General features: G+C 64.2%; 15 protein-coding genes. 3 read left to right on the top strand and 12 right to left on the bottom strand.

Features of this window, described 5'->3' with window-relative positions:
• Nucleotides 1-67: 67 nt before the first annotated feature.
• A complete protein-coding gene (locus tag JKL46_RS05420; RefSeq protein ID WP_201830558.1) occupies nucleotides 68-493 on the top strand; it encodes an HIT family protein in 426 nt (141 codons plus the stop codon).
• Nucleotides 494-545: 52 nt separating this feature from the next.
• Here the strand turns inward: JKL46_RS05420 and glpK are convergent, their stop codons facing one another.
• The 3 genes from glpK to JKL46_RS05405 form a co-directional block, all read right to left on the bottom strand.
• Nucleotides 546-2,042 carry a glycerol kinase GlpK gene (gene glpK, locus JKL46_RS05415; RefSeq protein WP_201830556.1) on the bottom strand — a complete coding sequence of 499 codons (1,497 nt, stop codon included), beginning with the start codon at nucleotides 2,040-2,042 and terminating at the stop codon, nucleotides 546-548.
• Nucleotides 2,043-2,056: 14 nt separating this feature from the next.
• Complete coding sequence (locus JKL46_RS05410) at nucleotides 2,057-3,577, bottom strand: glycerol-3-phosphate dehydrogenase (RefSeq protein WP_201830554.1); 1,521 nt, start codon at nucleotides 3,575-3,577, stop codon at nucleotides 2,057-2,059.
• A 132-nt stretch (nucleotides 3,578-3,709) separates the two neighbouring features.
• Nucleotides 3,710-4,912, bottom strand: coding sequence for an MFS transporter (locus tag JKL46_RS05405; protein WP_201830552.1), 1,203 nt, complete (start codon nucleotides 4,910-4,912; stop codon nucleotides 3,710-3,712).
• A 272-nt stretch (nucleotides 4,913-5,184) separates the two neighbouring features.
• On the opposite strand from JKL46_RS05405, the gene JKL46_RS05400 reads away from it, so the two are divergent.
• Both JKL46_RS05400 and JKL46_RS05395 read left to right on the top strand, forming a co-directional pair.
• A complete protein-coding gene (locus JKL46_RS05400; protein ID WP_201830550.1) occupies nucleotides 5,185-6,663 on the top strand; it encodes a DEAD/DEAH box helicase in 1,479 nt (492 codons plus the stop codon).
• 335 nt (nucleotides 6,664-6,998) lie between these two features.
• Nucleotides 6,999-8,249, top strand: a complete 1,251-nt coding sequence (locus JKL46_RS05395) for a DUF763 domain-containing protein (RefSeq protein ID WP_201830548.1) — start codon at nucleotides 6,999-7,001, stop codon at nucleotides 8,247-8,249.
• On the opposite strand, the gene JKL46_RS05390 is transcribed toward JKL46_RS05395, so the two are convergent.
• From JKL46_RS05390 to JKL46_RS05350, 9 genes are all read right to left on the bottom strand, one after another.
• Nucleotides 8,246-9,193 (bottom strand): acetamidase/formamidase family protein, encoded by a 948-nt coding sequence (locus JKL46_RS05390; RefSeq protein ID WP_201830546.1) that lies wholly within the window; start codon nucleotides 9,191-9,193, stop codon nucleotides 8,246-8,248. The two genes, JKL46_RS05395 and JKL46_RS05390, sit on opposite strands and share 4 nt — an antisense overlap.
• 81 nt (nucleotides 9,194-9,274) lie before the next feature.
• A complete protein-coding gene (locus tag JKL46_RS05385) occupies nucleotides 9,275-9,661 on the bottom strand; it encodes a VOC family protein (RefSeq protein ID WP_343074019.1) in 387 nt (128 codons plus the stop codon).
• 189 nt (nucleotides 9,662-9,850) lie between these two features.
• On the bottom strand, nucleotides 9,851-11,014 hold the full coding sequence (locus JKL46_RS05380) for an ABC transporter permease (protein WP_201830544.1): 1,164 nt from the start codon (nucleotides 11,012-11,014) through the stop codon (nucleotides 9,851-9,853).
• Nucleotides 11,011-12,030 carry an ABC transporter permease gene (locus JKL46_RS05375; protein ID WP_201830542.1) on the bottom strand — a complete coding sequence of 340 codons (1,020 nt, stop codon included), beginning with the start codon at nucleotides 12,028-12,030 and terminating at the stop codon, nucleotides 11,011-11,013. The genes JKL46_RS05380 and JKL46_RS05375 overlap by 4 nt, the downstream gene beginning before the upstream one ends.
• Nucleotides 12,027-13,940: an ABC transporter substrate-binding protein gene (locus tag JKL46_RS05370; protein WP_201830540.1), complete on the bottom strand. Its 1,914-nt coding sequence runs from the start codon at nucleotides 13,938-13,940 to the stop codon at nucleotides 12,027-12,029. The genes JKL46_RS05375 and JKL46_RS05370 overlap by 4 nt, the downstream gene beginning before the upstream one ends.
• Entirely contained in the window at nucleotides 13,937-15,802 is a 1,866-nt protein-coding gene (locus JKL46_RS05365) for an ABC transporter ATP-binding protein (RefSeq protein WP_201830538.1), read from the bottom strand. Before JKL46_RS05365 ends, JKL46_RS05370 begins: the two co-directional genes overlap by 4 nt.
• Nucleotides 15,803-15,833: 31 nt before the next feature.
• Nucleotides 15,834-17,774 (bottom strand): glycosyltransferase, encoded by a 1,941-nt coding sequence (locus JKL46_RS05360; protein ID WP_201830529.1) that lies wholly within the window; start codon nucleotides 17,772-17,774, stop codon nucleotides 15,834-15,836.
• Complete coding sequence (locus tag JKL46_RS05355) at nucleotides 17,771-18,901, bottom strand: glycosyltransferase family 4 protein (RefSeq protein WP_343074018.1); 1,131 nt, start codon at nucleotides 18,899-18,901, stop codon at nucleotides 17,771-17,773. Before JKL46_RS05355 ends, JKL46_RS05360 begins: the two co-directional genes overlap by 4 nt.
• The gene (locus tag JKL46_RS05350; RefSeq protein ID WP_201830526.1) at nucleotides 18,898-20,157 is read right to left on the bottom strand and encodes a glycosyltransferase family 4 protein; all 1,260 of its coding nucleotides are present in this window, start codon (nucleotides 20,155-20,157) and stop codon (nucleotides 18,898-18,900) included. The genes JKL46_RS05355 and JKL46_RS05350 overlap by 4 nt, the downstream gene beginning before the upstream one ends.
• Nucleotides 20,158-20,177 lie beyond the last annotated feature (20 nt).

Raw genomic sequence — 20,177 nt, 5'->3', positions numbered from 1 at the left:
TGATTGTCGGCGCGGATCGGTATACAAGGCTTGCGAGACGACCGCAGATACGGGAGCAGGGGACGGGATGACCTACGACGACAACAATGTGTTCGCGAAGATCCTCCGCGGCGAGCTGCCGTGTCATAAGGTCTATGAGACCGATCGCGTCCTGGCCTTCATGGATGTCATGCCGCGCGGCGATGGCCATGTGCTGGTCATCCCGAAGTCAAAGGCCCGCAATCTCCTCGATGTCGACCCCGAGGTTCTGGCAGAACTGATGAAAGCCGTGCAGGTGGTGGGCAAGGCCGCCAAGAGCGCGCTCTCCGCCGATGGGCTGACGATCCAGCAGTTCAACGAAAGCGCCGGTGGCCAGGTGGTGTTCCACATCCACTTTCACGTGCTTCCCCGCTTCGACGGCGTGCCGCTGAAGCCCCATACGGGTCAGATGGAAAAGCCTGAACTGCTGATGGAATTCGCCGAGAAAATCCGCACCGCTCTGTCTGCTGCATGAGGCGGCCAAGACGGCGGCCCGCATCATCGCTGCCGCCGTCACATCGCCGGTATCAGTCGGCCCAGTCGAGGGATCGGCTGACGGCCTTGTTCCATTCCGCATTCAGGCGGTCGCGGCGGGAGGCTTCCATCGCAGGTTTCCAGCGCTTGTCGACGGCCCAATTGCGAATGAGCTCGTCTGGCCCGCTCCAGAACCCGGTCGCCAAACCGGCGGCGTAGGCGGCCCCCAATGCGGTCGTTTCGATCACCTTCGGACGCACCACCGGCACGTCGAGGATATCGGCCTGGAACTGCATCAGAAGTTCATTGACCACCATGCCGCCATCCGTGCGCAGTTCCTTGACGGCGATGCCGGTATCCTTGGTCATGGCATCCAGCACCTCACGGGTCTGGAAGGCGGTGGCCTCCAGCGCCGCGCGGGCGATATGGCCCTTGTTGGCATAGCGGGTCAGACCGCCGACGAGGCCGCGGGCATGGGAATTCCAATGCGGCGCATAGAGGCCCGAAAAAGCGGGCACGATGGTCACGCCGCCATTGTCCTCGACGCCACGGGCGAGAACCTCGATGTCGCTGCTCTTCTCGATCAGGCCGAGATTGTCGCGCAACCATTGCACCAGCGCGCCGGCGATGGCGATGGAGCCTTCCAGGGCATAGACCGCCTTCTCCTGTCCGAAGCGGTAGCTGACCGTGGTAAGAAGGCCGCATTTCGAAGAATAGGGGGTCTCGCCGGTGTTCATGAGCATGAAGCAGCCGGTGCCGTAGGTGTTCTTGGCTTCGCCCTGCTGGAAGCAGGCCTGACCCACCAGAGCCGCCTGCTGGTCGCCGAGAATGCCGGCGATCGGAACGCCGGCCAACTCGTCCGTCGCCTCGCCATAGACCTCGCTCGATGACCTGATCTCCGGCAGGCAGGCGCGCGGAATATCGAAGAGCCGCAGGATCTCCTCGTCCCATGCGAGGGTCTGCAGATTCATGAGCTGCGTGCGGCTGGCATTGGTCACATCGGTGATGTGGCAGCCGCCATCGACGCCGCCGGTCAGGTTCCAGACCAGCCAGGTATCGATATTGCCGAACAGCACGTCGCCGGAGGCCGCCTTCTCGCGGGCGCCGGGCACATTGTCGAGCAGCCAGCGCAGTTTCAGTCCGGAAAAATAGCTCGCCAGCGGTAGGCCGGTCTTCGCCCGCAGGCGGTCGGAGCCGCCATCCTGGGCGAATTCCTCGACCGCCGCGTCGACCCGGGTGTCCTGCCAGACGAGGGCATTGTGCAGGGGCTTGCCGGTGCGCTTGTCCCAGATCAGCGTCGTCTCGCGCTGGTTGGTAATGCCGATGGCGGCAAGGTCGCGGGGCGACAGCCCTTTCTTTGCGAGGGCTTCCCGGATCACTTCCTGGGTATTGCGCCAGATCTCCAGCGGGTCGTGCTCGACATACCCGGGCTGGGGATAGATCTGCTCGTGTTCCTTCTGGCCGGACGAGACGATGCTTCCCGTCTTGTCGAACACGATGAAGCGAGAGCTGGTCGTGCCCTGGTCGATGGCGCCGACATAGTGTGCCATGGTCTTCCCCGAAATTATTGAGCGGCGACGGAGGCCACTTTTTTCTTGGCCAAATAGGCGTCGATCTTGGACGCAGCGTCAACCGACACATGCAGCCCGAGCTTGGAGCGGCGCCAGAGAATGTCCTCGGCGCTGCGCGCCCATTCGCGCCGCACAAGGTAATCTACCTCCGCCGCCGTCAGGCCCGCGCCGAAATCCTCGCCGAGATCGGCGAAGGACTTGGCGGAACCCAGAAGCTCTTCGATCCGCGTGCCATAGGCACGGGCGAGGCGATGGGCGACCTGTTCGGGCAGGAACGGCCAGCGCTGGCGCACGGTGCCGAAGAAGCGGTCGAAATCCGCATCCGGCATGTCGCCGCCCGGCATCTTGGCGTTTTCCGTCCATGCCGGCTTCATGTTGGGGAAGTATGTCTTCAGCTCGTCGAGCGCGTGCTCGGCAAGCTTGCGGAAGGTGGTGATCTTCCCGCCGAAGATCGACAGCACGGGTGCCTGGCCCTGCGGCGCATCCATGTCGAACACGTAGTCGCGGGTCACGGCGGATGCGTTCGAGGAGCCGTCGTCGAAGAGCGGGCGCACGCCGGAATAAGTCCAGACCACATCCGCCGGCGTCACGGACTTCTTGAAGAAGTGATTCACGATGTTGCAGAGATACTGGATCTCGTCCTGGCTGATCGTGACCTTCTTGTCAGGCACGGCCTCGACCGGGATGTCGGTGGTGCCGATGAGGGTGAACTTCTCCTGGTAGGGGATCGCGAAGACGATCCGCTTGTCCGTATTCTGGAGAATGAAGGCTTCCTTGGTGTCGAAGAGCTTCGGCACCACGATGTGGCTGCCCTTCACGAGGCGCACGCTCTTCTTGGTGTTGAGTCCGAGCTTGGCGTTGAGCACGTCGGCCACGAAAGGGCCGCCGGCATTGACGATGACCCGCGCACGGACGTCCTGGGTTTCGCCCGTCTCCGCGTTCTGAAGACTTGCCACCCACACATCGCCGTCCCGGCGGGCGGAGACGAGCTTGGTGCGCACGCGGATGTCGGCGCCCTTCTCGAAGGCGTCGATGGCGTTGAGCGCCACCATGCGGCTGTCTTCGACCCAGCAGTCGGAATAGACGAAGGCGGTGTCGAAACCGGGCTTCAGGGCCTGGCCGGCGGGATGCCGGGTGAGCTTGATGGTCTCCGTGCCGGGCAGTTTCTTGCGCGGGGCGAGATGGTCGTAGAGGAACAGGCCGAGGCGCACCAGCCAGGCCGGGCGGATGCCCTTCTCGTAGGGAAGGATGAAGCGCAGGGGCCAGATGATGTGAGGCGCGGAGTTCAGCAGGCGCTCGCGCTCGAACAGGGCCTCGCGCACCAGGCGGAACTCGTAATATTCCAGATAGCGCAGGCCGCCATGGATCAGCTTGGTGGAGGCAGAGGAGGTGTAGCCGGCAAGGTCGCCCTGCTCGCAGAGCACCACCGAGAGGCCACGGCCTACCGCATCGCGCGCGATGCCCGCGCCGTTGATGCCGCCGCCCACAATCAGAAGATCGGTCACTGTCGTCACGGAACGCGTCTTTCCTTCCAACGGGATAACCCGGATACCCAGAATATGATTTCCTTAGCCGTCTAAAGCATCGGCCTCAAAAGTGAAATGGCCTTTTGGGATCGATCCGACGTCACCGCGCATCCGGTAGCATCAGAGCTCTTTCGCCAGGGCAAGATTTAGCATGAAAGCCACGAAGGCACACACCGCCATGGCGAGGCAGGAGAACAGGACGGCATCGTAGCTGCCCCGCCATGCCCAGAGAGCGCCGAAGGCGAAGGGGGCGCCGGCCATGGCGAGCCTGACCGGCATCGCGATCATGCCCTGGATTGCCCCATAATTGTCGCGGCCGAACAGTTCCGGGGGCAGCAGGGCCCGCACGATGGTGATCATGCCGTTGGATGCGCCGTAAAACGCGGCAAAGCTTAGAATCAACCAGGATCCTGCCGGGATCAAGGGCAGGACCAAGAAGGCGAGGACGCTGAGCGCCATGGTCAAGATCCCGATGCCTCGCAGGCTCATCGCCCGCTCGCCGAACCCGGTCACGAAGCGCGCCAAGACCTGGGCCGGGCCGATAACCGCATAGGCGGCGACCGCCGCTTCCAGGCTGAAGCCACGCTCCAGCAGAATCGGGATCAGATGGACGGGGATCCCCGTCGAGATCATCCCGAGAAGCACGTTGGTGGCGACGAAGAGCCAGAAGGCCGGCTTGGCCAAGATCCAGCGCGGGTTTGAGGTGAAGGGCTCGACGGAGGTGCCGCCGCTCCGATGCCGCGGCCGCACCGGGGCGGGGGGAATGCCGATCGCGTGCAGGACGGCGCAGATGGCGATGTTGAGAGCTGCCATCACGAGAAGCGTTCCCCGCCAGCCGTACTGTTCGATGAGCACATGAAGGAGTGGGATGAACACGGTGCTGGCGAAGCCGGCGACAAGGGTGACGACGGTGATGCCACGCCGGGCCGAAAGGCCAAGATTGAGGGCGAGGACCGCAAAACCCGCATCATAGAAGACAGCGCTCATGGCCGCTCCCAGGCCGATCCAGATCAGCACGAAAACCGGATAATTGTCCGTGAAGGCCCAGAGGGCGAGGAGAAGGGCGGCCAGCACCGAGCCGCCAGTCATGACGGCCCGTCCATGGCCCCGGTCGATCAGCTGCCCGATCGGAACTGCGGAGAAGGCTGAGGAGACGAGGGCGAGAGAGAACACGGCGGTCAGTGCCGTCTTCGACCATCCGAGATCCCGCTCCATCGGCTCGATGAGAAGCGCGAAGGCGTAAAACAGCGTCCCATAGGAGACCAGATGGGTGATGGAGAGGGCCGAGACGATGCGCCAGGCCTTGGAGCCGGAAGGGGACATGACGGTTTTATGTCAGCCTCCGCAGTTGACGGATAGGCTTTTAGCCTCCATATGCACAGCAGGCGACGGCGCTCGGTCATCGAGCAGCTTGAGCGGGACTGCGTGACGGATAATCGCGAAACGGCGAGGACCCCGGTCCCCTTCTTCAATCGCTCAATCATACGACGGCCCCATCACGCGGGCTCTCGCCTCAGAGCCCTGAAGCGCCCAGCTTGACCAAAAGCCGAACATGCTTTGCGGCTCACCGCATCCGTTCGAAAGACGATAATACCTTGACACTCTTCACTGATTTTGGATTGGCCCAGCCGATCCTGAAGGCCTTGTCTGCTGAGGGCTATGAGAAGCCCACGCCGATCCAGGCCCAGACCATTCCCTATGCCATGGAAGGTCGCGACGTCTGCGGCATCGCCCAGACCGGCACCGGCAAGACGGCCGCTTTCGCGCTGCCGATCCTGCATCGCCTGAACGCGAACCCGAAGCCGCGCCGGCCCAAGAGCCCCCGCGTCCTCGTGCTGAGCCCGACCCGTGAGCTCTCCGGCCAGATCGCCGACAGCTTCCGCGTCTATGGCCGCAATCTGCGCCTCACCACCGAGGTGGTGTTCGGCGGCGTCACCATCTCCCGCCAGGAGAAGGCTCTGGCCGCTGGCGTCGACGTGCTCGTCGCCACGCCCGGCCGCCTTATCGATCTCGTCGACCGCCGGGCGCTCAGCCTCCGCGATATCGAGATCCTCGTCCTCGACGAGGCCGACCAGATGCTCGACCTCGGCTTCATCCATGCGTTGAAGCGCATCGTGACCCTGCTGCCGAAAGACCGTCAGAGCCTGTTCTTCTCGGCCACCATGCCGAAGACGATCTCGAGCCTGGCCGAGTCCTTCCTGCGCAATCCTGCCCACGTGGCCGTCACGCCCGTGGCGACCACGGCCGAGCGCGTGGAGCAGAGCGTGATCTTCGTGCAGACCAACCGCAAGCAGGTCCTGCTCGAGACGCTCCTGCGCGATCCGTCCATCGACCGCGTCCTCGTCTTCACCCGCACCAAGCACGGCGCGGATAAGGTCGTGCGCGGCCTCGACAAGGCCGGCATCGCGGGTGCCGCGATCCACGGCAACAAGTCGCAGCCGCAGCGTGAGCGTGCGCTTGCGGGCTTCCGTGACGGCTCGTGCAGGGTGCTGGTCGCGACCGACATCGCCGCGCGCGGCATCGACGTGGATGGCGTGTCCCACGTCATCAATTACGACCTGCCGAACGTGCCGGAGTCCTACGTCCACCGCATCGGCCGTACGGCCCGTGCGGGTGCGACCGGCCTTGCGATCTCGTTCTGCAACGACGAGGAAAAGGCGTTTCTGAAGGACATCGAGAAGCTGACCCGCCTCAAGGTGCCTGTCCAGCCTCTGCCGGAAGGTCTTCCCGCCGCTCCGGCTGCTTCCGAGACCTCCGAGCGTCGCGAGCCGCAGCGCGGCCGTCCGGCTCCCCATGCCCGCGGGCATCAGGGCCACGGCCAGTCGCGCAGCACCGATCCGAACGCCGAGCGGGGCCCGAAGCGCCGTCGCGGCCGCGGCGGAAAGCCCGGCGGCAACGCTCAGCCGCAGGGCGGCCAGCCTGCTGGTAACCAGCAGCGGCCCGCTCAAGGCCAGCAGCGTCCCGCTCAAGGTCAGCGTCCTGCGCAAGGGAAGCCCGCCTCCAACCGTTCGGAAGGACGCCGGGGTGATGGGGCCCAGGTGGCCTGGCTCGAAAAGAGCCCCCGCCGCCGCTAAGGCAAACAATCGAAAAGGCGCCGCGAGGCGCCTTTTTCAGTTCGGAGCCAGGTGCGTGTTTCCCTCTTCCTCTTGGGGGGCTAGAGTGAGGATGTGAGCGATCGCCTATCAGCGAATGGCGCGTCGACCTCTCCTTGAGGGAGAGTCGACGCGCGTCAGCGCGGCGGGTGAGGGGTTACGCCTTATCCGGAGAGCGCTCTCCCCCTCACCCTCGCTGCGCTCGACCTCTCCCCACCGGGGAGAGGTGGGGTTGAGCCTACCTTGTGCCGTGGCTTGCCTGGGCAACCCGTGGCATAGCATCTGCTTCAGAACTCAATTCCGAGAGGATCCACCCGATGGCGAAGCGCGCCGGAAGCGCCGACCTGCCGCTGCATTCCGGCCGCGTGCCGAAATGGCTGGCCGACCGCATGACGCGGCTCGGCGGCGTAATCAGCGAGGCGGTCGTGCATCATTACGGCCGGGACGAGCTGCTGCGCCGTCTCGCGCATCCCTTCTGGTTCCAGTCTTTCGGAGCCGTGATGGGAATGGACTGGCATTCCTCCGGCATCACCACGAGCGTTCTCGGAGCGCTCAAGCGCGGGCTGACGCCCCTGTCGGCCGAACTCGGGATCCATGTCTGCGGCGGGCGCGGAAAGCACTCGCGACAGACACCACACGAATTGATCGCCATCGGCGAGCGCATCGGCTTCGACGGCGCGGCGCTTGCGGATGCAAGCCGGCTGGTGGCGAAGGTCGACAGCGCCGCGATCCAGGATGGGTTCGATCTCTATCTCCACGGCTTCATCGTCACCGACGACGGCAAATGGACAGTGGTGCAGCAGGGCATGAACGACGCATCCCGGCAGGCGCGCCGCTATCACTGGCTGTCGGAGGATCTCAAGAGCTTCGTCGACGAGCCGCATACGGCCATCGACGGGAAGGGGCAGGGCACGATCGTCAATCTCACCGACCGGCGGGCGGAGGCGTCGCGGCGGGCACAGATCGAGATCCTCGGCACGCTCGGTCCCGATGGCATCGCGCGGAAGTTCCTGGCGCTGGAGGAGCGCGCGACAGAAACCCCGCCGGTTACGAATCCACAGCCGCTGCTGCCGCATCTGGTGATGCCGGAGCATCACGACGTGCGCGGCAAGGACGTGGTCCTCCGCAGGCTTCATGGAACGCTTGCGGCGGCGGCCGATCGCGGCCCTGAGGATTTTCCCGACCTTCTCATGACGCCGGGCGTGGGAGCGCGCACGGTGGAAGCCCTCGCGATGGTGGCGGAAGTGGTGCACGGCACGCCCTGCCGCTTCAGCGATCCGGCCCGCTTCTCCTTCGCGCATGGGGGCAAGGACCGGCATCCCTATCCGGTGCCGGTGCGCGTCTATGACGAAACCATCCGCGTCCTGAAATCAGCCGTACAGAAAGCGAAGCTCGGTCAGCAGGAGGAGCTGTTCGCCCTGAAGAGGCTCGACGATCAGGCCCGCGCTCTCGAGCGTCATGCCACGGGTCACGACGTGGGCGAGCATATCCGTCGGGAGCGCGAGAAGTCCCACTCATACGGCGGCCGCTCCATCTTCGGAGACGAGCCGCCGCCGGACGCGGATTAGCGCCGGTCCTTCTGCAGCAGGCTCTTGTCGAGCATCACGTGGACGCCCTTGTTGCCGTTGACTACCTGCGTGATGCGCAAGTCCGCCGCGAGGCTGCACAGGGCATAGGCCTCGGCCTTGGTGATGCCGGTGCGGTTTGAAATCAGGTCGATCATGCTGCGCAGGGCGATGACGACGCAATCGTCGAGATCCGGATCGAAGGCCATGGTCATCACGTGCGTCGGCGTCTCGGCCATGGGCCAGGTGAGCTGCATGTCCTCGCGTAGGTGCAGCTCGAAGGTGCCGATCAGCCCGGTCTCGATGGCGGTGACGCAGACCTCGCCGTCACCCTGCACGCCGTGCCCGTCGCCGACGGAGAACAGCGCTCCATCCACGTGGATCGGCAAGTAGAGCGTCGTGCCGGCCACCAGCTCCTTGTTGTCGAGATTGCCGCCGTTGCGGCGCGGCGGAAGCGTGCTGAGTGCACCCCAGGCCACAGGCGGCGCGACGGCCATGACGCCGAAGAAAGGCTTCAGCGGCAATTCCAAACCCCAGGGCAGCCTGCCCGTCATCCGCTCGCGGTCGAGCGGGATGTTCATGAAATGGATGTCGTCGAAGTCGTCGGGCAGGGCGCCTTTCAGCGGCGCGGAAAAGGTGAAGCCCCAGTCGTAGTGCAGCTCGATGTCCTTGATGCGCACTTCCAGAACCTGTCCGGCCCTGGCGCCGCGCACCGCGACTGGTCCGGTGCAGATATGGCCCGGCAGCTTCGGTTTGTGGGCCGCATGAATGGCAGGCAGGGCCGGCGGGATGACGAAGGGCGCCCCAGGCATCGCCTCGGGTCCGCCGGACACGGTCGAGATCGTGACGGTATCGCCGGGATCGATGGTGAGGATCGGTGGCAGCTTCGCGTCGAAATAGCCCCAATGGATTGTCTCGGGGGATGCATCAAGCTGGTGCTGGGCCACGGGATACCTCTGTTCGGGCTGCGTGATATGGCTGTGTCGCATGTTCCGCCGTTGATGAAAACGGCTCCGCAGCCGCCCGGTCTAGAAATTCCCGAGATTGAAGATATTGCCGTCCGGATCTTTGAACCACGCGACACGCACCTTGCCGAAATCGTGGACGTCGCCGTCATGCTTTGCGCCCGGCATGTCGTAACGCTCGAAGGTGACGCCTTTCGCCTTCAGGTCGCGGATGACCGCATCGAGATCGTCGCCGAGAGGCCATGTGACAGAGGTCGCCTGGTTGGTGCCTGCATAAGCCGACTCATAGACGAGGAGGGACGAGGATCCGGTGCGATAGGTCCGCACGCTTTCCTCCTCGCCGTCGACGGGCTCCAGGCCGAGAATGTTCTCGTAGAAAGCTCTGGCTTTCGCCAGATCCTTGACCGCGACGGTCGCGATGGCGTCTTTCTTTGCAAGCAGCGTTGTCATGCTCCATCTCCGCAAGTCGGATCCAATCGATGTTCGACCGGTTAGATAGGGCGTCGCTGGAGGCGGCAAGGCGGAGCCGTCTTGCCGCAGGATAAGCTAGAGCTGCTTCCACTGGCGTGGAATCATCTCTCCTCTTTGCTTTGCCGCATTTTTTGACGGCGAACCGGAGCCACTTCGCCGAAAAATGCTCTAGTGATACGGGTCCGCCGCGTCGCGCAATCCGTCGCCCATGAAGTTGAAGGCGAGCACCACGATCACCACCGGCACCATCGGGAACAGCAGCCAGGGATGGAGCTGCACCGCGGCGAGGTTCTGAGCCTCGTTGAGCAGAACCCCCCAACTCGTGACCGGCGGGCGCAGGCCCAGGCCCAAGAAGGAGAGGGCGGTTTCGCCAAGGATCATGGACGGGATCGACAGGGTCGCTGAGGCGATCAGGTGGCTCATGAAGTTCGGGATCAGGTGGCGCGCGATGATGCGTTTCTTGGATGCGCCCATGAGTTCCGCAGCCTTGACGAAATCCTCCTCGCGCAGCGAGAGCAGTTTCGAGCGAACGGCACGGGCGAGGCCCGGCCAGTCGAGCAGGCCGAGAATGATCGTGATGCCGAAGAAGATGAGAATCGGGCTCCAGTTCGCCGGCAGGGCGGCCGAGAGGGCGAGCCACAGGGGAAGTTCCGGCAGCGAGCGCAGGATCTCGATCATGCGCTGGATCACGTGATCGACCCAGCCGCCGAGATAGCCGGCAAGCCCGCCGAAGAAGAGGCCGAGGGCGAAAGAGACCGCGATGCCGACGATGCCGATGGTGAGCGAGATCCGTGCCCCGTAGATGATACGCGAGAGCAGATCGCGCCCGAGCCTGTCGGTGCCGAGCAGGAACATGGTGCCGTCTTCCGGCGGGCAGAAGACATGGACGTCCGCCTTCCAGATGCCCCAGAAATCGTAAGAATCGCCTCGGCAGAAGAAACGGATCGGCTGCGGATTCGACTTGTCGACCGTATAGACGCGCCGGAAGCTCTCCAGGTCGAAACTGTAGGTGTAGGGATAGACGTAAGGGCCGATGAAGCGGCCTTCGTGGAAGAGATGGACGGCCTGTGGTGGCGCGTAGAGAAAGTCGCCGTGCCGCTTGGTCTGATTGTAAGGCGCAATAACCTCGACGAAGGGCACGAGGGCATAGAAGGCAAGCAGCACGAAGGCCGCCGCGACGGCCACCTTGTGGCGACGGAATTTCCACCACATCAGCTGCCATGACGAGGCGCGGTAGAAGTTCTCGTTTTCGGCGCCGACTGGCTCGGTCTTGCCGGGATCGAAGGGCGCCTGATCGACGTAATGACGCTCGGAGGTGACGGCGTTGTTCATCGTCCGCCTCCCATCCGGATGCGCGGATCGAGCCAGGCCAGAAGTAGGTCCGAAATCAGCATGCCGACCACGGTGAGCACGGCGACGAACATCAAGATGAATCCGGCGAGGAACTGGTCCTGGCTCTTCAGGGCGCTCAGGAGAATGGGCCCGACCGTCGGCAGGCTCAGCACCAGCGATACCAGGACCGATCCGGAGACGAGATGCGGCAGCAGGTTGCCGATATCGGCGATGAAGGGGTTGAGCGACATGCGGAAAGGATATTTCACGAGGGCCTTGGTCGGCCCGAGCCCCTTCGCTTTCGCGGTCACGTAATATTGCTTGCCGAGTTCGTCGAGCAGGTTGGCGCGCATGCGCCGGATCATGGCGGCCGTGCCGCCGAGCCCGATCACGACGGTCGGAACGACCAGATGCGAGAGCAGGGACTGGATCTTGGGCCAGTCCCACGGCTCGCCCGCATATTCCGCATCGTAGAGCCCGCCGATGGAGATGCCGAACCAGCGGTTCATGTAATAGAGCAGGATCAGCGCGAGCAGGAAGCTCGGGGTCGCAAGGCCGATATAGCCGATGAACGTGGCAAGGTAGTCGCCGACGGAGTATTGCCGCGTCGCCGAATAGATCGCGATGGGGATCGACACCACATGGATGAAGATCACCACCGCGAGATTGACCAGGAGCGTCAGCCACAGGGCATCGCCGACCACCTCCACGACGGGCTTGTCATATTCGAAGGACCAGCCCCAGTCGCCCTGCAGCAGGCCCGAGAAGCCGTTCGGGCCCGGCATCACGCCGAGCCAGACCAGGTATTGTTCCCAGGCCGGCCTGTCGAGGCCGTATTGCTTGATCAGGAACTCGGCCTTCGCGATGGAGGCGGATTCGCCCTGCGCCCTCAGCTCGGCGATCTGATTGGACAGGAAGTCCCCCGGCGGCAGCTTGATGATGAAGAAGACAAGCGCCGAGATGATCAGCAGGGTCACCGCCATGGTGACGAAGCGACGCAACAGGAAACGGATCATCGACGGGCCTCTTTGCCGGCGGCTTTGTTCCAAAAGACCTCATCGAGGCGGTAGATGCCGATCATCGCCGTCGGCTCCCAGCTGTAGAGCGCCTTGGCGGGAAGGCCCTGCAATCCGTTGCGCATGACGATGGGCTGCAATGCGCCGGAAATGGTGCCGATGGACCATTGGTTCTCGGCATGGTTGCGCAGCATCTCGTGCCAGACATCCTTCTGCACGGTGCGGTTCCCGGTGTTCATCCAAGTCGCATAGAGATCGAGTAGCCGCTTGGCTTCGGGGATATCGACGGCTTCGCCGTTCTTGCCCTTGGTCTCCACGTACTGGCCCCATTTCGGCCAGGCATAATTGTCCTGGCGCATAGGGGCGAGTTCCGTCGGCGGCATGATGGCGGTCGGGATCGCGTTATCGAGACCGGGTGCTGCCACCATGACAGTCAGGCCGGCATAGGAGCGGTTGCGCAGGACTGTGCGATCCTGCGGCTTCACGAAGAGCCTGACGCCGATCTCGCGCCAGAACTCGCCGATGAGGGTGAGGCCGTCGACGACGAGGCTGCTCTCCCCATCCGTCTCGACGATGATCTCTAATTCGCGCCCATCGGGAAGCAGGCGGATGCCGGCGCCGTTGCGCTGCGTCAGACCAATCTCGTCCAGCAGGCGCGAGGCTTCCGCCGGGTCGTATCCGGCGTTGGTGGTACGCAGCTCGGGCGAGAAGAGCGGGCTTTCAGAGACGATGGTGTTGTTGCCCTCGGTGCCGAGCCCGAAGAGCAGGGCGTTGTTCAAGGTCTTGCGGTCGATGCCGAGCGACAGGGCACGGCGGAAGCGGATGTCGCGGTTGAGCTGCCGCCAGACCGGATCGACCGCGTTGAGGTTGGGATAGAGCGCCAGTTCGGTGCCGCGTGCATAGGGCCAGAGAAGAGTGCGGTAGCCCTTCGCCTTCTCGCCCTCCTTCAGGACGGGAATGTCGCTCATGGAGAGGCCGCGGAACAGGAGATCGACTTCGCCCGCATTGGCCTTTGCGGCGAAGAGCCCGCTCGCCGATACGTCCATGAGCATGCGGTCGACATAGGGAAGCTGCTGTCCGTGGCTGTCGATGCGATGGTAATAGGGATTGCGCTCGAACACGAAGCGGTTGGCAGGCGCCGCGTTCATGATGCGCCACGCCATCAGGGTGGGAAGGGCAGGGTTGGTCTGCTCCTTCATGTCGTCCATGCGGTTATGCAGGGCCGCCCAAGATTTCAATTTCTGCTGCTTTGCCTTTTCCTCGAGGGCAGCCTTGTCCGCATATTTGGCGTGGAACTGCTTGAGATAGGCAGCGGCTCGGTAGATGCCCGGGTCGATGGGGCCCGCAAGCTGCGGCAGGAAGCGCGGGTTGGGCTTGTCCCAGCTGTAGCGCACCGTCCGCTCGTCGAGGACCTCGAAGCGCGGGGGCTTTCCGTCCACCATCATGAACTCGGGCGGGCCGGCCGGCGACAGGTCGGCATTCTGCGCCACATCCTCCCAGTAATACCGGAAGTCTTCCGCGGTGAAGGGGGAACCGTCCGACCAGCGGTGGCCCGCACGCAAGGTGAAGGTGAAGACCCGGTCGTCCTCGTTCTCGAGCTTTTCCAGGATATCGGGCTGTAGCTTCAGGTCGCGGTCGTAGCCGACCAGCCTGGTATAGGCGAAGGTGGATATGTAGCGGATATCCCGCGGCCGCGGCACCAGGGTGATCATGTCGCCGCCATACTGGCCTGCCGCATCGACCACGATGGGAGATTTCGGAATCCGCTCCGCGAGAGGCGGCAGCTTCTTGTCCTTCAGCAGGTTGGCGAAGAAGGGCGGTTCCTTGAAATCCTGCGCCCCGGCCGGCAGCGAGAGCAGGCCGATGGCAGCGGCCAGAAGTATGGCTTTACGGGTGTTGAGCGGCATCATGCGGCCTCCCGGGCTGTCAGGTGCCCCAGACGTACCTTATGACCTGGCTCGATTTCCTTCATGACACCGAACTCGCCAGGCTTGATGCGGAACGGCTCGGGCCATTCCGACGGATGGGAGAAGCGGCCCGCCCGCAGTTTCGCGAAATCGAGCGGGCGGTCAATGTCCGGATCCGGCACGGCGGCGAGAAGCGCCTGCGTGTAGGGGTGAACCGGATTGCGGAAGAGGGAGGATTTCGGCGCCTCCTCGACGATATAGCCTCGGCACATGACCGCGATGGTGTCGGCGATGTAGTCCACGACCGCGAGGTTGTGCGACACGAAGAGATAGGACAGGCCGAGCGCCGCCTGCAGGTCCTTGAGCAGGTTGAGCACCTGCGCCTGAACCGAGACGTCGAGGGCGGAGACCGGCTCGTCGCACAGGAGCACGCGCGGCTCGAGGGCGAGAGCCCGGGCGATGCCGAGACGCTGGCGCTGGCCGCCGGAGAACGAGTGCGGATAGCGGCGGAGCGAGCGCTGGTCGAGGCCGACCATGTCGAGAAGCTGCTTCACACGCTCATAGCGTTCATCGGACGTGCCGATGTTATGGATGCGCAGGGGTTCGGTCAGAAGCTCGTAGACCGTCATGCGCGGGTTGAGGGACGAGAAAGGATCCTGGAAGATGAACTGTACCGACCGTCGATAGGCGGTGAGGGCATCGCCCTCCAGCTTGTGCACATCCTTCGGTCCGGTGCCGTCGTCGAACAGCACGCGGCCGGAATTGGGATTGAGCGCCCGCATGATCATCTTGGAGACGGTGGTCTTGCCGCAGCCCGATTCTCCGACGAGGCCCAGCGTCTTGCCGACGGGCAGGCTGAGATCGACCTCGCTGACCGCGCGGATCTCCCGCATCTTGCCGGAAAACCAGCCCGACCGGAGGGTGAAGCACTTCGTAAGGTGCTCGGCCCTCAGGATGGGGCCTTTCGGCTGGATGCGCTCGGGGGCGTTGGCCGTGGCGAGCGTTGCGCTCGTCACCTCGCGGATCGGTGTCAGGCGCTCGTTCTCCGCCATGGCGAAGCGGGGAACGGCACGCATGAGAGCCTGAAGATAGGGATGCTGAGGATTGCGGAAGATGTTCTCGCGGGAGCCGGCCTCCATGATCCTGCCGCGATACATCACCACCACCTCGTCGGCCACATTGGCGACCACGCCGAGATCGTGGGTGATGAGCAGCACCGACATGCCCGTCTCGATCTGGAGTTCCTTGATCAGGTCCAGGATCTGGGCCTGCGTGGTCACGTCGAGCGCGGTGGTGGGCTCGTCCGCGATCAGCAGTGCAGGGCGCGTGATGAGCGCCATGGCGATCATCGCACGCTGGCGCAAGCCGCCTGAGAGTTCGAACGGATAGGTTGTGAGGGCCCGCTTGGGATCGGGAAAGCCGACGCGGGCGAGCACTTCCATGGTTCGCTGGTTTGCCTTGGCCTGATCCACGTCGGCGTGGATCATCAGCGCTTCGGAAATCTGGTCGCCGATGGTGTGGAGCGGCGAGAGCGAGGTCATCGGCTCCTGGAAGATCATGGCGATGCGCCCGCCCCGCAGGGCATGCATGGCATCGCTCTCAGGCGGCAGCGAAGCGATGTCGACGGTCTTGCCGCTCGACGGGTCGTTGAAGAGGATCGATCCGCTCTCGATTCGGGCCTTTTTCGACAGGATCTGGAGGATGGCCTGCGCCGTCACCGATTTGCCGGAGCCGGATTCGCCGACGAGCGCCACCGTCTTCCCTTTGGGAATATCAAATGTCAGTCCGTCGACCGCTCGGAAGTTTCCGGCATCGGTGTTGAAATCAACTGTCAGCTGGCGAACCGACAGGAGTGGCGCTTCCATATGCTCCTCCAGGGACTATGAGCATAACGCATCAGATCCCATTAGATCTCAATTGTGATCTTGTTTCCAAGCCGAAACATATGTCGGGTCGCAGGAAGCGTATTCCCCTCGCGGCGAGGCGGGCGATAAGCCTTTCGCATAACGACCAGATGACATCGTCGTGGATCAGATGATGGGTGAGGAAGCCGATCGGCTCGCCCCCGTCCGCCTCTCCTGCGACCCGGCGTTCGACGGCTGCCGCGAGACGGGCGACGATCTCGGCCGGATCGGCCAGGCTTCTCGTGCCATGCCAGTCGACGGGATCCACATGGGTGTTGATCTGGAGCAGCCCGGCTGCGGGGAAGGCGGATTCCCGTTCGGCGAAGGTCGACAATCCTGTAAAGCCCAGCTGCGCAAGACGGGGGAGCAAGTCCGGGGAGATCCGGTTCCAGGGCGGCACGAAGACCGGCAGGAGCTTTTGCCCCAGCCGCTCGCGTGTCAGGTGGAGAGCCCGCTCGATGTCCGCCGCCATCGTGGCAAGAGGCCTATGGCCCCCGAATTCCGCCTTCTTCTCGCTCACGGATGCGTGATTGGCATGGTCGAGGCCATGCACGAGGGCAAAGGCTTTTTCTTCCGCCGCCAGACGGGATGCGAGGGAATCCTCAAGGCCCGCCGGAATAACGGCCAACCCGAGCCCGGCCTCGTAGCGGCGAGCGAGGGCGAGGAGCCGGTCGAGCTGAGGCGTATCTGCAACCGCGTCGTCGTCCCGCCACCAGAAGCGGATCGGGCAGCCGCGATCCGCGGCGTGCTTCAAGGCTCGGTCCAGGGGCGACCAATCGATCTCCAGGCGATGGTGCGGTGCGAAACCGACAAGATTCTCCGCGATCTCGACGCTGCGCCGCGCTCCGTCGAGGGAGATCGACAAGGGAGCAGAAAGCCTGCTCGCCAGAGCATTTCGGATCGCCCCGGCCAGGGTCTCCGGCGAGAGCTCCGCCTCTGGCACGATCCGCGCCAGTCCGAGCTTCTGCAGGTGCTCTGCGCGCAGCCGCTGCTCGGTCTCCTGGCCGGCTTCGAAAGGGACGAGGATCGGCTGCACGTTGCAGCGGAGCAGATCCACGACCGTGTTGTAGCCGGCCTGGCTGATGGACAGTTCCGCGCACGCGAGGAGGGTGCGGAAATCCGGACGCGCCCATTCGATGGCGACATGGGCCGGCGCATTTTCCCGGAGTGATTGAAACTCCGCTTCAGATACGCCTTTCCCGACGAGAACACGCCAGGGCCGGTCGGCAATCCCATGAGCCGCTGCGATGGCCGCTCGATAAAGCGGAAGGCTCGCCGCGCTCGATCCGCCCGACACCACGATGCCCAGTCGAGCGCGCTCGGGAATGGGAGCCTCACTCTCGTCGACGTAGCCGGTATAGCGGACGAGCGGCCTGATCCGTTCGTCCAGCGGCCATGAATCCTCGATCGGAACGAGGTCCGGATCGCCATGGACGAGGACGGCATCGTAGTAGCCGAGCACGCGTTCATGCGCCTGCGCGATCCGCTCCGGCTTCGAAGATGCGACGAGGATATCGCGGAGCGAGCAGAGAATGCGCGGGCGCGGGCTCATGGCGCGCGCGGCATCGAGCAGTGCCATGAACTCCTTCGCCAGAACCCGGCGGCCGAACGGGAAGAGCTCGGTGATGAGGATGTCGGGCCGGAGAGAATTCAGCGTATCGAGCAGGATGGCCCTTCGCTTCGCGAGATAGGTTTCGTCCACCGGCTTCGAGTCATCGTCGAGCAATGTCGTGAAATTCGTGCCGAGGGTCCGCACGGACGGCAGCTGAACGAAGGACGCCGCGCCCGGATCGCCCACGTGGACAGGGCTTCCGCCCGAGACGAGCACGGTCTCGTGTCCCTCCCTCGCGAAGGCGCGGGCGAGGGTCGCGGCCCGGGTGAGATGCCCGGCTCCCAGAAGATGCGTGACGGCGATCAGAACGCGCAAGCTCATGCTCCCGTTCTAGCCGTGATCGGTTCGAGCGCATTGCGCAAGCGCAAAGCGGCGTGATCGAGATCGCGTTCCCGGGTTATGAAGCGGTATGCATTGTCTCCAAGGGTGCGAAGCCGGTGACGGTCCTGCAGGAGGCCGCCGACCGTATCGGAAAAAGCGGCAATGTCGCCGGGTTTCGTCAGCAATCCGGTCTCACCCTGCTTCACGACGCTGGCAACGCCGCCGAAAGCGCCGGCAACCACCGGACAGCCGAGCGCCTGGGCCTCCAGCAGCACCATGCCGTACGCCTCGTTGACCGCCGGCCAGACGAAGAGATCGGCTGTCTCGTACAAAGCTCTCAGATCGGGCCTGCTGTTGACGGCACCGTGGAACCGTACGCGTTGCGCCAGCGGACTGAACAGTTGGACGATCTCCTTCCGAGCCTCGCCATCGCCCACCACATCCAGCTGCCAGGGCAGGTGCAGTAGCCTCTCGAGGGCCGCCGCAAGAATGCGATAGGAAGCCAGCTTGTCGCCCTCCCGCATCATCGCCACGGTGAGAAGTCGCGGTTCGGCATCGCTCGGGCGCCGGGTGCCCGTGGCAGGCCAGTCTTTCAGATCGAGAAAGGGCAGCAGTTCGACGAGCACCTGGCGCGAAGGTCTCGCGGTTTCCAAGGCCTGCCGGTCATGCGCGGTCATTACGAAGATCGCATCGGCGCAGTCGAGGGCCGCCTCGGAACCCTCGTGGCCAAGCGCCCAACGGCCCTGCGCACGCTTGGCGGCACGCGATCCCTCCGCGACGACATAGGGAATGCCGAGCGCTTCCGCGACGCGCGGGCCGATCCAGTCCGGCGCCTTGTAATAGACGTGATAGGTGAACCAGAGGCAGGGCTTCCGCTCTTGAGGAAGGGATCTGTAATGCTCGATCAGACGCGCGGCCTCCTCGAGCGATTGCTGCCTGATGTCGTCCTGGCACTGACGGTCGCCGGCTTTGTCGAGCGTCCGGATCTCGCTGGCAAGGGTCGGTGCGTAGCCGGCCCGTTCGAGCGCCTTCATCAAAAGCCGCGCCATCGTGCGGTCGCCCGAAGGGAGGGGATGGTTCGGGCTCTTCAGCGGAGCATAGAACGCAACCGGCCTCGCGATCGTCACACCGGCTCCGGTTCTCGCTTGGGGACACCCGTTAGGGACCGGAAGCGCGCTTCGAGCCCGTCGATGCTGCCTTCCATGGAAAAGTCCTGGCGAAGGCGCGCATAGGCGGCGGCACCGAGTGCCTGTCGGCGACCAGGGTCGCGGGCGAGAAGATTGATGACGTTCGACAAGGCTTCCCAATCGCCCGGCGGCACGAGTTCGCCCTCCAAGCCGCTGCGGATGAACTCGGGAATGCCTGCGAAATCCGTCGCCGCGATGGCGAGACCCTGGCTCGCCGCTTCCATGATCACATTCGGCAGACCGTCCCGATCGCCCGATTTCGCTTCCTTCGAAGGCAGCACGAAGAGATCCGCCTCCCGCAGAAGCGCTATGATCTCCGGCTGCGGCTTGGAGCCGAGGAACACGACCCGGTTTGCAATGCCGGCATCCTGCACCTGCTTCTTGAGGCTGTTGAGCAACTCGCCGCCGCCCACATGGACGAAGCGCCAGTGAAGATCCTGAGGCAGTGCCGCGAGAGCCTGAATCAGATCGCCGAAACCCTTCTTCGCCACAGCGCGTCCGATGGAAACGATGCGCAGGGGGTCGAGCGGGTCGGAGCCGTCCCGTGCCGGGCGGTTTTCGGGCGGCGCCGGAAAGCGGGAGAGATCGAGCCCGTGATAGACGAGCGACACGTGCTCAGGCGGGGAAAGCGACTGGAGATGCTCGGCGCCCTGCGCGGTGCAGGTGACGCCCCAGAGCGCTTCGGCCATCTTCTCGCGCTTCTCCCAATCGGGCGTCGTCCAGATGTCCTTCGCGTGGGCCGAGAAGGTCCAGGTCCGGCCCGTGAGGAGGGCTGCATAGCGCACGACGGAGGCGGGCGTATGCAGATAATGCACGTGCAGATGCTGCACGTCCGGCGGCAACTCGCGGGCCATGGCGAAGGCCTGGCCGAGACGACGCACGCGGTTGGCGGTGAAGTCGCGTTTCAGGTCGCGCCAGAAAGCCTTGATCGTCTGTCCGAAACCCTTCTGCCGCAAGCTCCAGAGAGCGCCGCGAAGCACGCGCAGCGGCTCCTCGTAGAGGTGCTCCGGCAGGTACGTGACGCGCGCCTTGATCGCCTTGTGCATCGGGTGCAGGGCGCGTTCCGTCGGATGCCGCAGGGACCAGATCTCGATGTCGATGTCGCGCTGCTCGAGAGCCAGGATTTCCTGGGCTATGAAGGTTTCGGAAAGGCGCGGATAGCCTTTCACGACGACGGCGATGCGCCTGTTTGTCATCGGAGCGGGCATGTGTGACG

Origin of the sequence: Microvirga zambiensis WSM3693, assembly GCF_016735695.1 — a bacterium.
Classification (GTDB): Bacteria; Pseudomonadota; Alphaproteobacteria; order Rhizobiales; family Beijerinckiaceae; genus Microvirga; species Microvirga zambiensis.
This window is presented reverse-complemented; position numbering and strand designations above follow the sequence as displayed.

Excerpts from the sequence above, each read along its gene's own strand:
- JKL46_RS05380 (WP_201830544.1), bottom strand. The coding sequence starts at position 11,014 with ATGAACAACGCCGTCACCTCCGAGCGTCATTACGTCGATCAGGCGCCC.
- JKL46_RS05420 (WP_201830558.1), top strand. The coding sequence starts at position 68 with ATGACCTACGACGACAACAATGTGTTCGCGAAGATCCTCCGCGGCGAG.
- JKL46_RS05350 (WP_201830526.1), bottom strand. The coding sequence starts at position 20,157 with ATGACAAACAGGCGCATCGCCGTCGTCGTGAAAGGCTATCCGCGCCTT.
- JKL46_RS05370 (WP_201830540.1), bottom strand. The coding sequence starts at position 13,940 with ATGATGCCGCTCAACACCCGTAAAGCCATACTTCTGGCCGCTGCCATC.
- JKL46_RS05360 (WP_201830529.1), bottom strand. The coding sequence starts at position 17,774 with ATGAGCTTGCGCGTTCTGATCGCCGTCACGCATCTTCTGGGAGCCGGG.
- JKL46_RS05375 (WP_201830542.1), bottom strand. The coding sequence starts at position 12,030 with ATGATCCGTTTCCTGTTGCGTCGCTTCGTCACCATGGCGGTGACCCTG.
- JKL46_RS05385 (WP_343074019.1), bottom strand. The coding sequence starts at position 9,661 with ATGACAACGCTGCTTGCAAAGAAAGACGCCATCGCGACCGTCGCGGTC.
- JKL46_RS05395 (WP_201830548.1), top strand. The coding sequence starts at position 6,999 with ATGGCGAAGCGCGCCGGAAGCGCCGACCTGCCGCTGCATTCCGGCCGC.
- JKL46_RS05405 (WP_201830552.1), bottom strand. The coding sequence starts at position 4,912 with ATGTCCCCTTCCGGCTCCAAGGCCTGGCGCATCGTCTCGGCCCTCTCC.
- JKL46_RS05365 (WP_201830538.1), bottom strand. The coding sequence starts at position 15,802 with ATGGAAGCGCCACTCCTGTCGGTTCGCCAGCTGACAGTTGATTTCAAC.
- glpK (WP_201830556.1), bottom strand. The coding sequence starts at position 2,042 with ATGGCACACTATGTCGGCGCCATCGACCAGGGCACGACCAGCTCTCGC.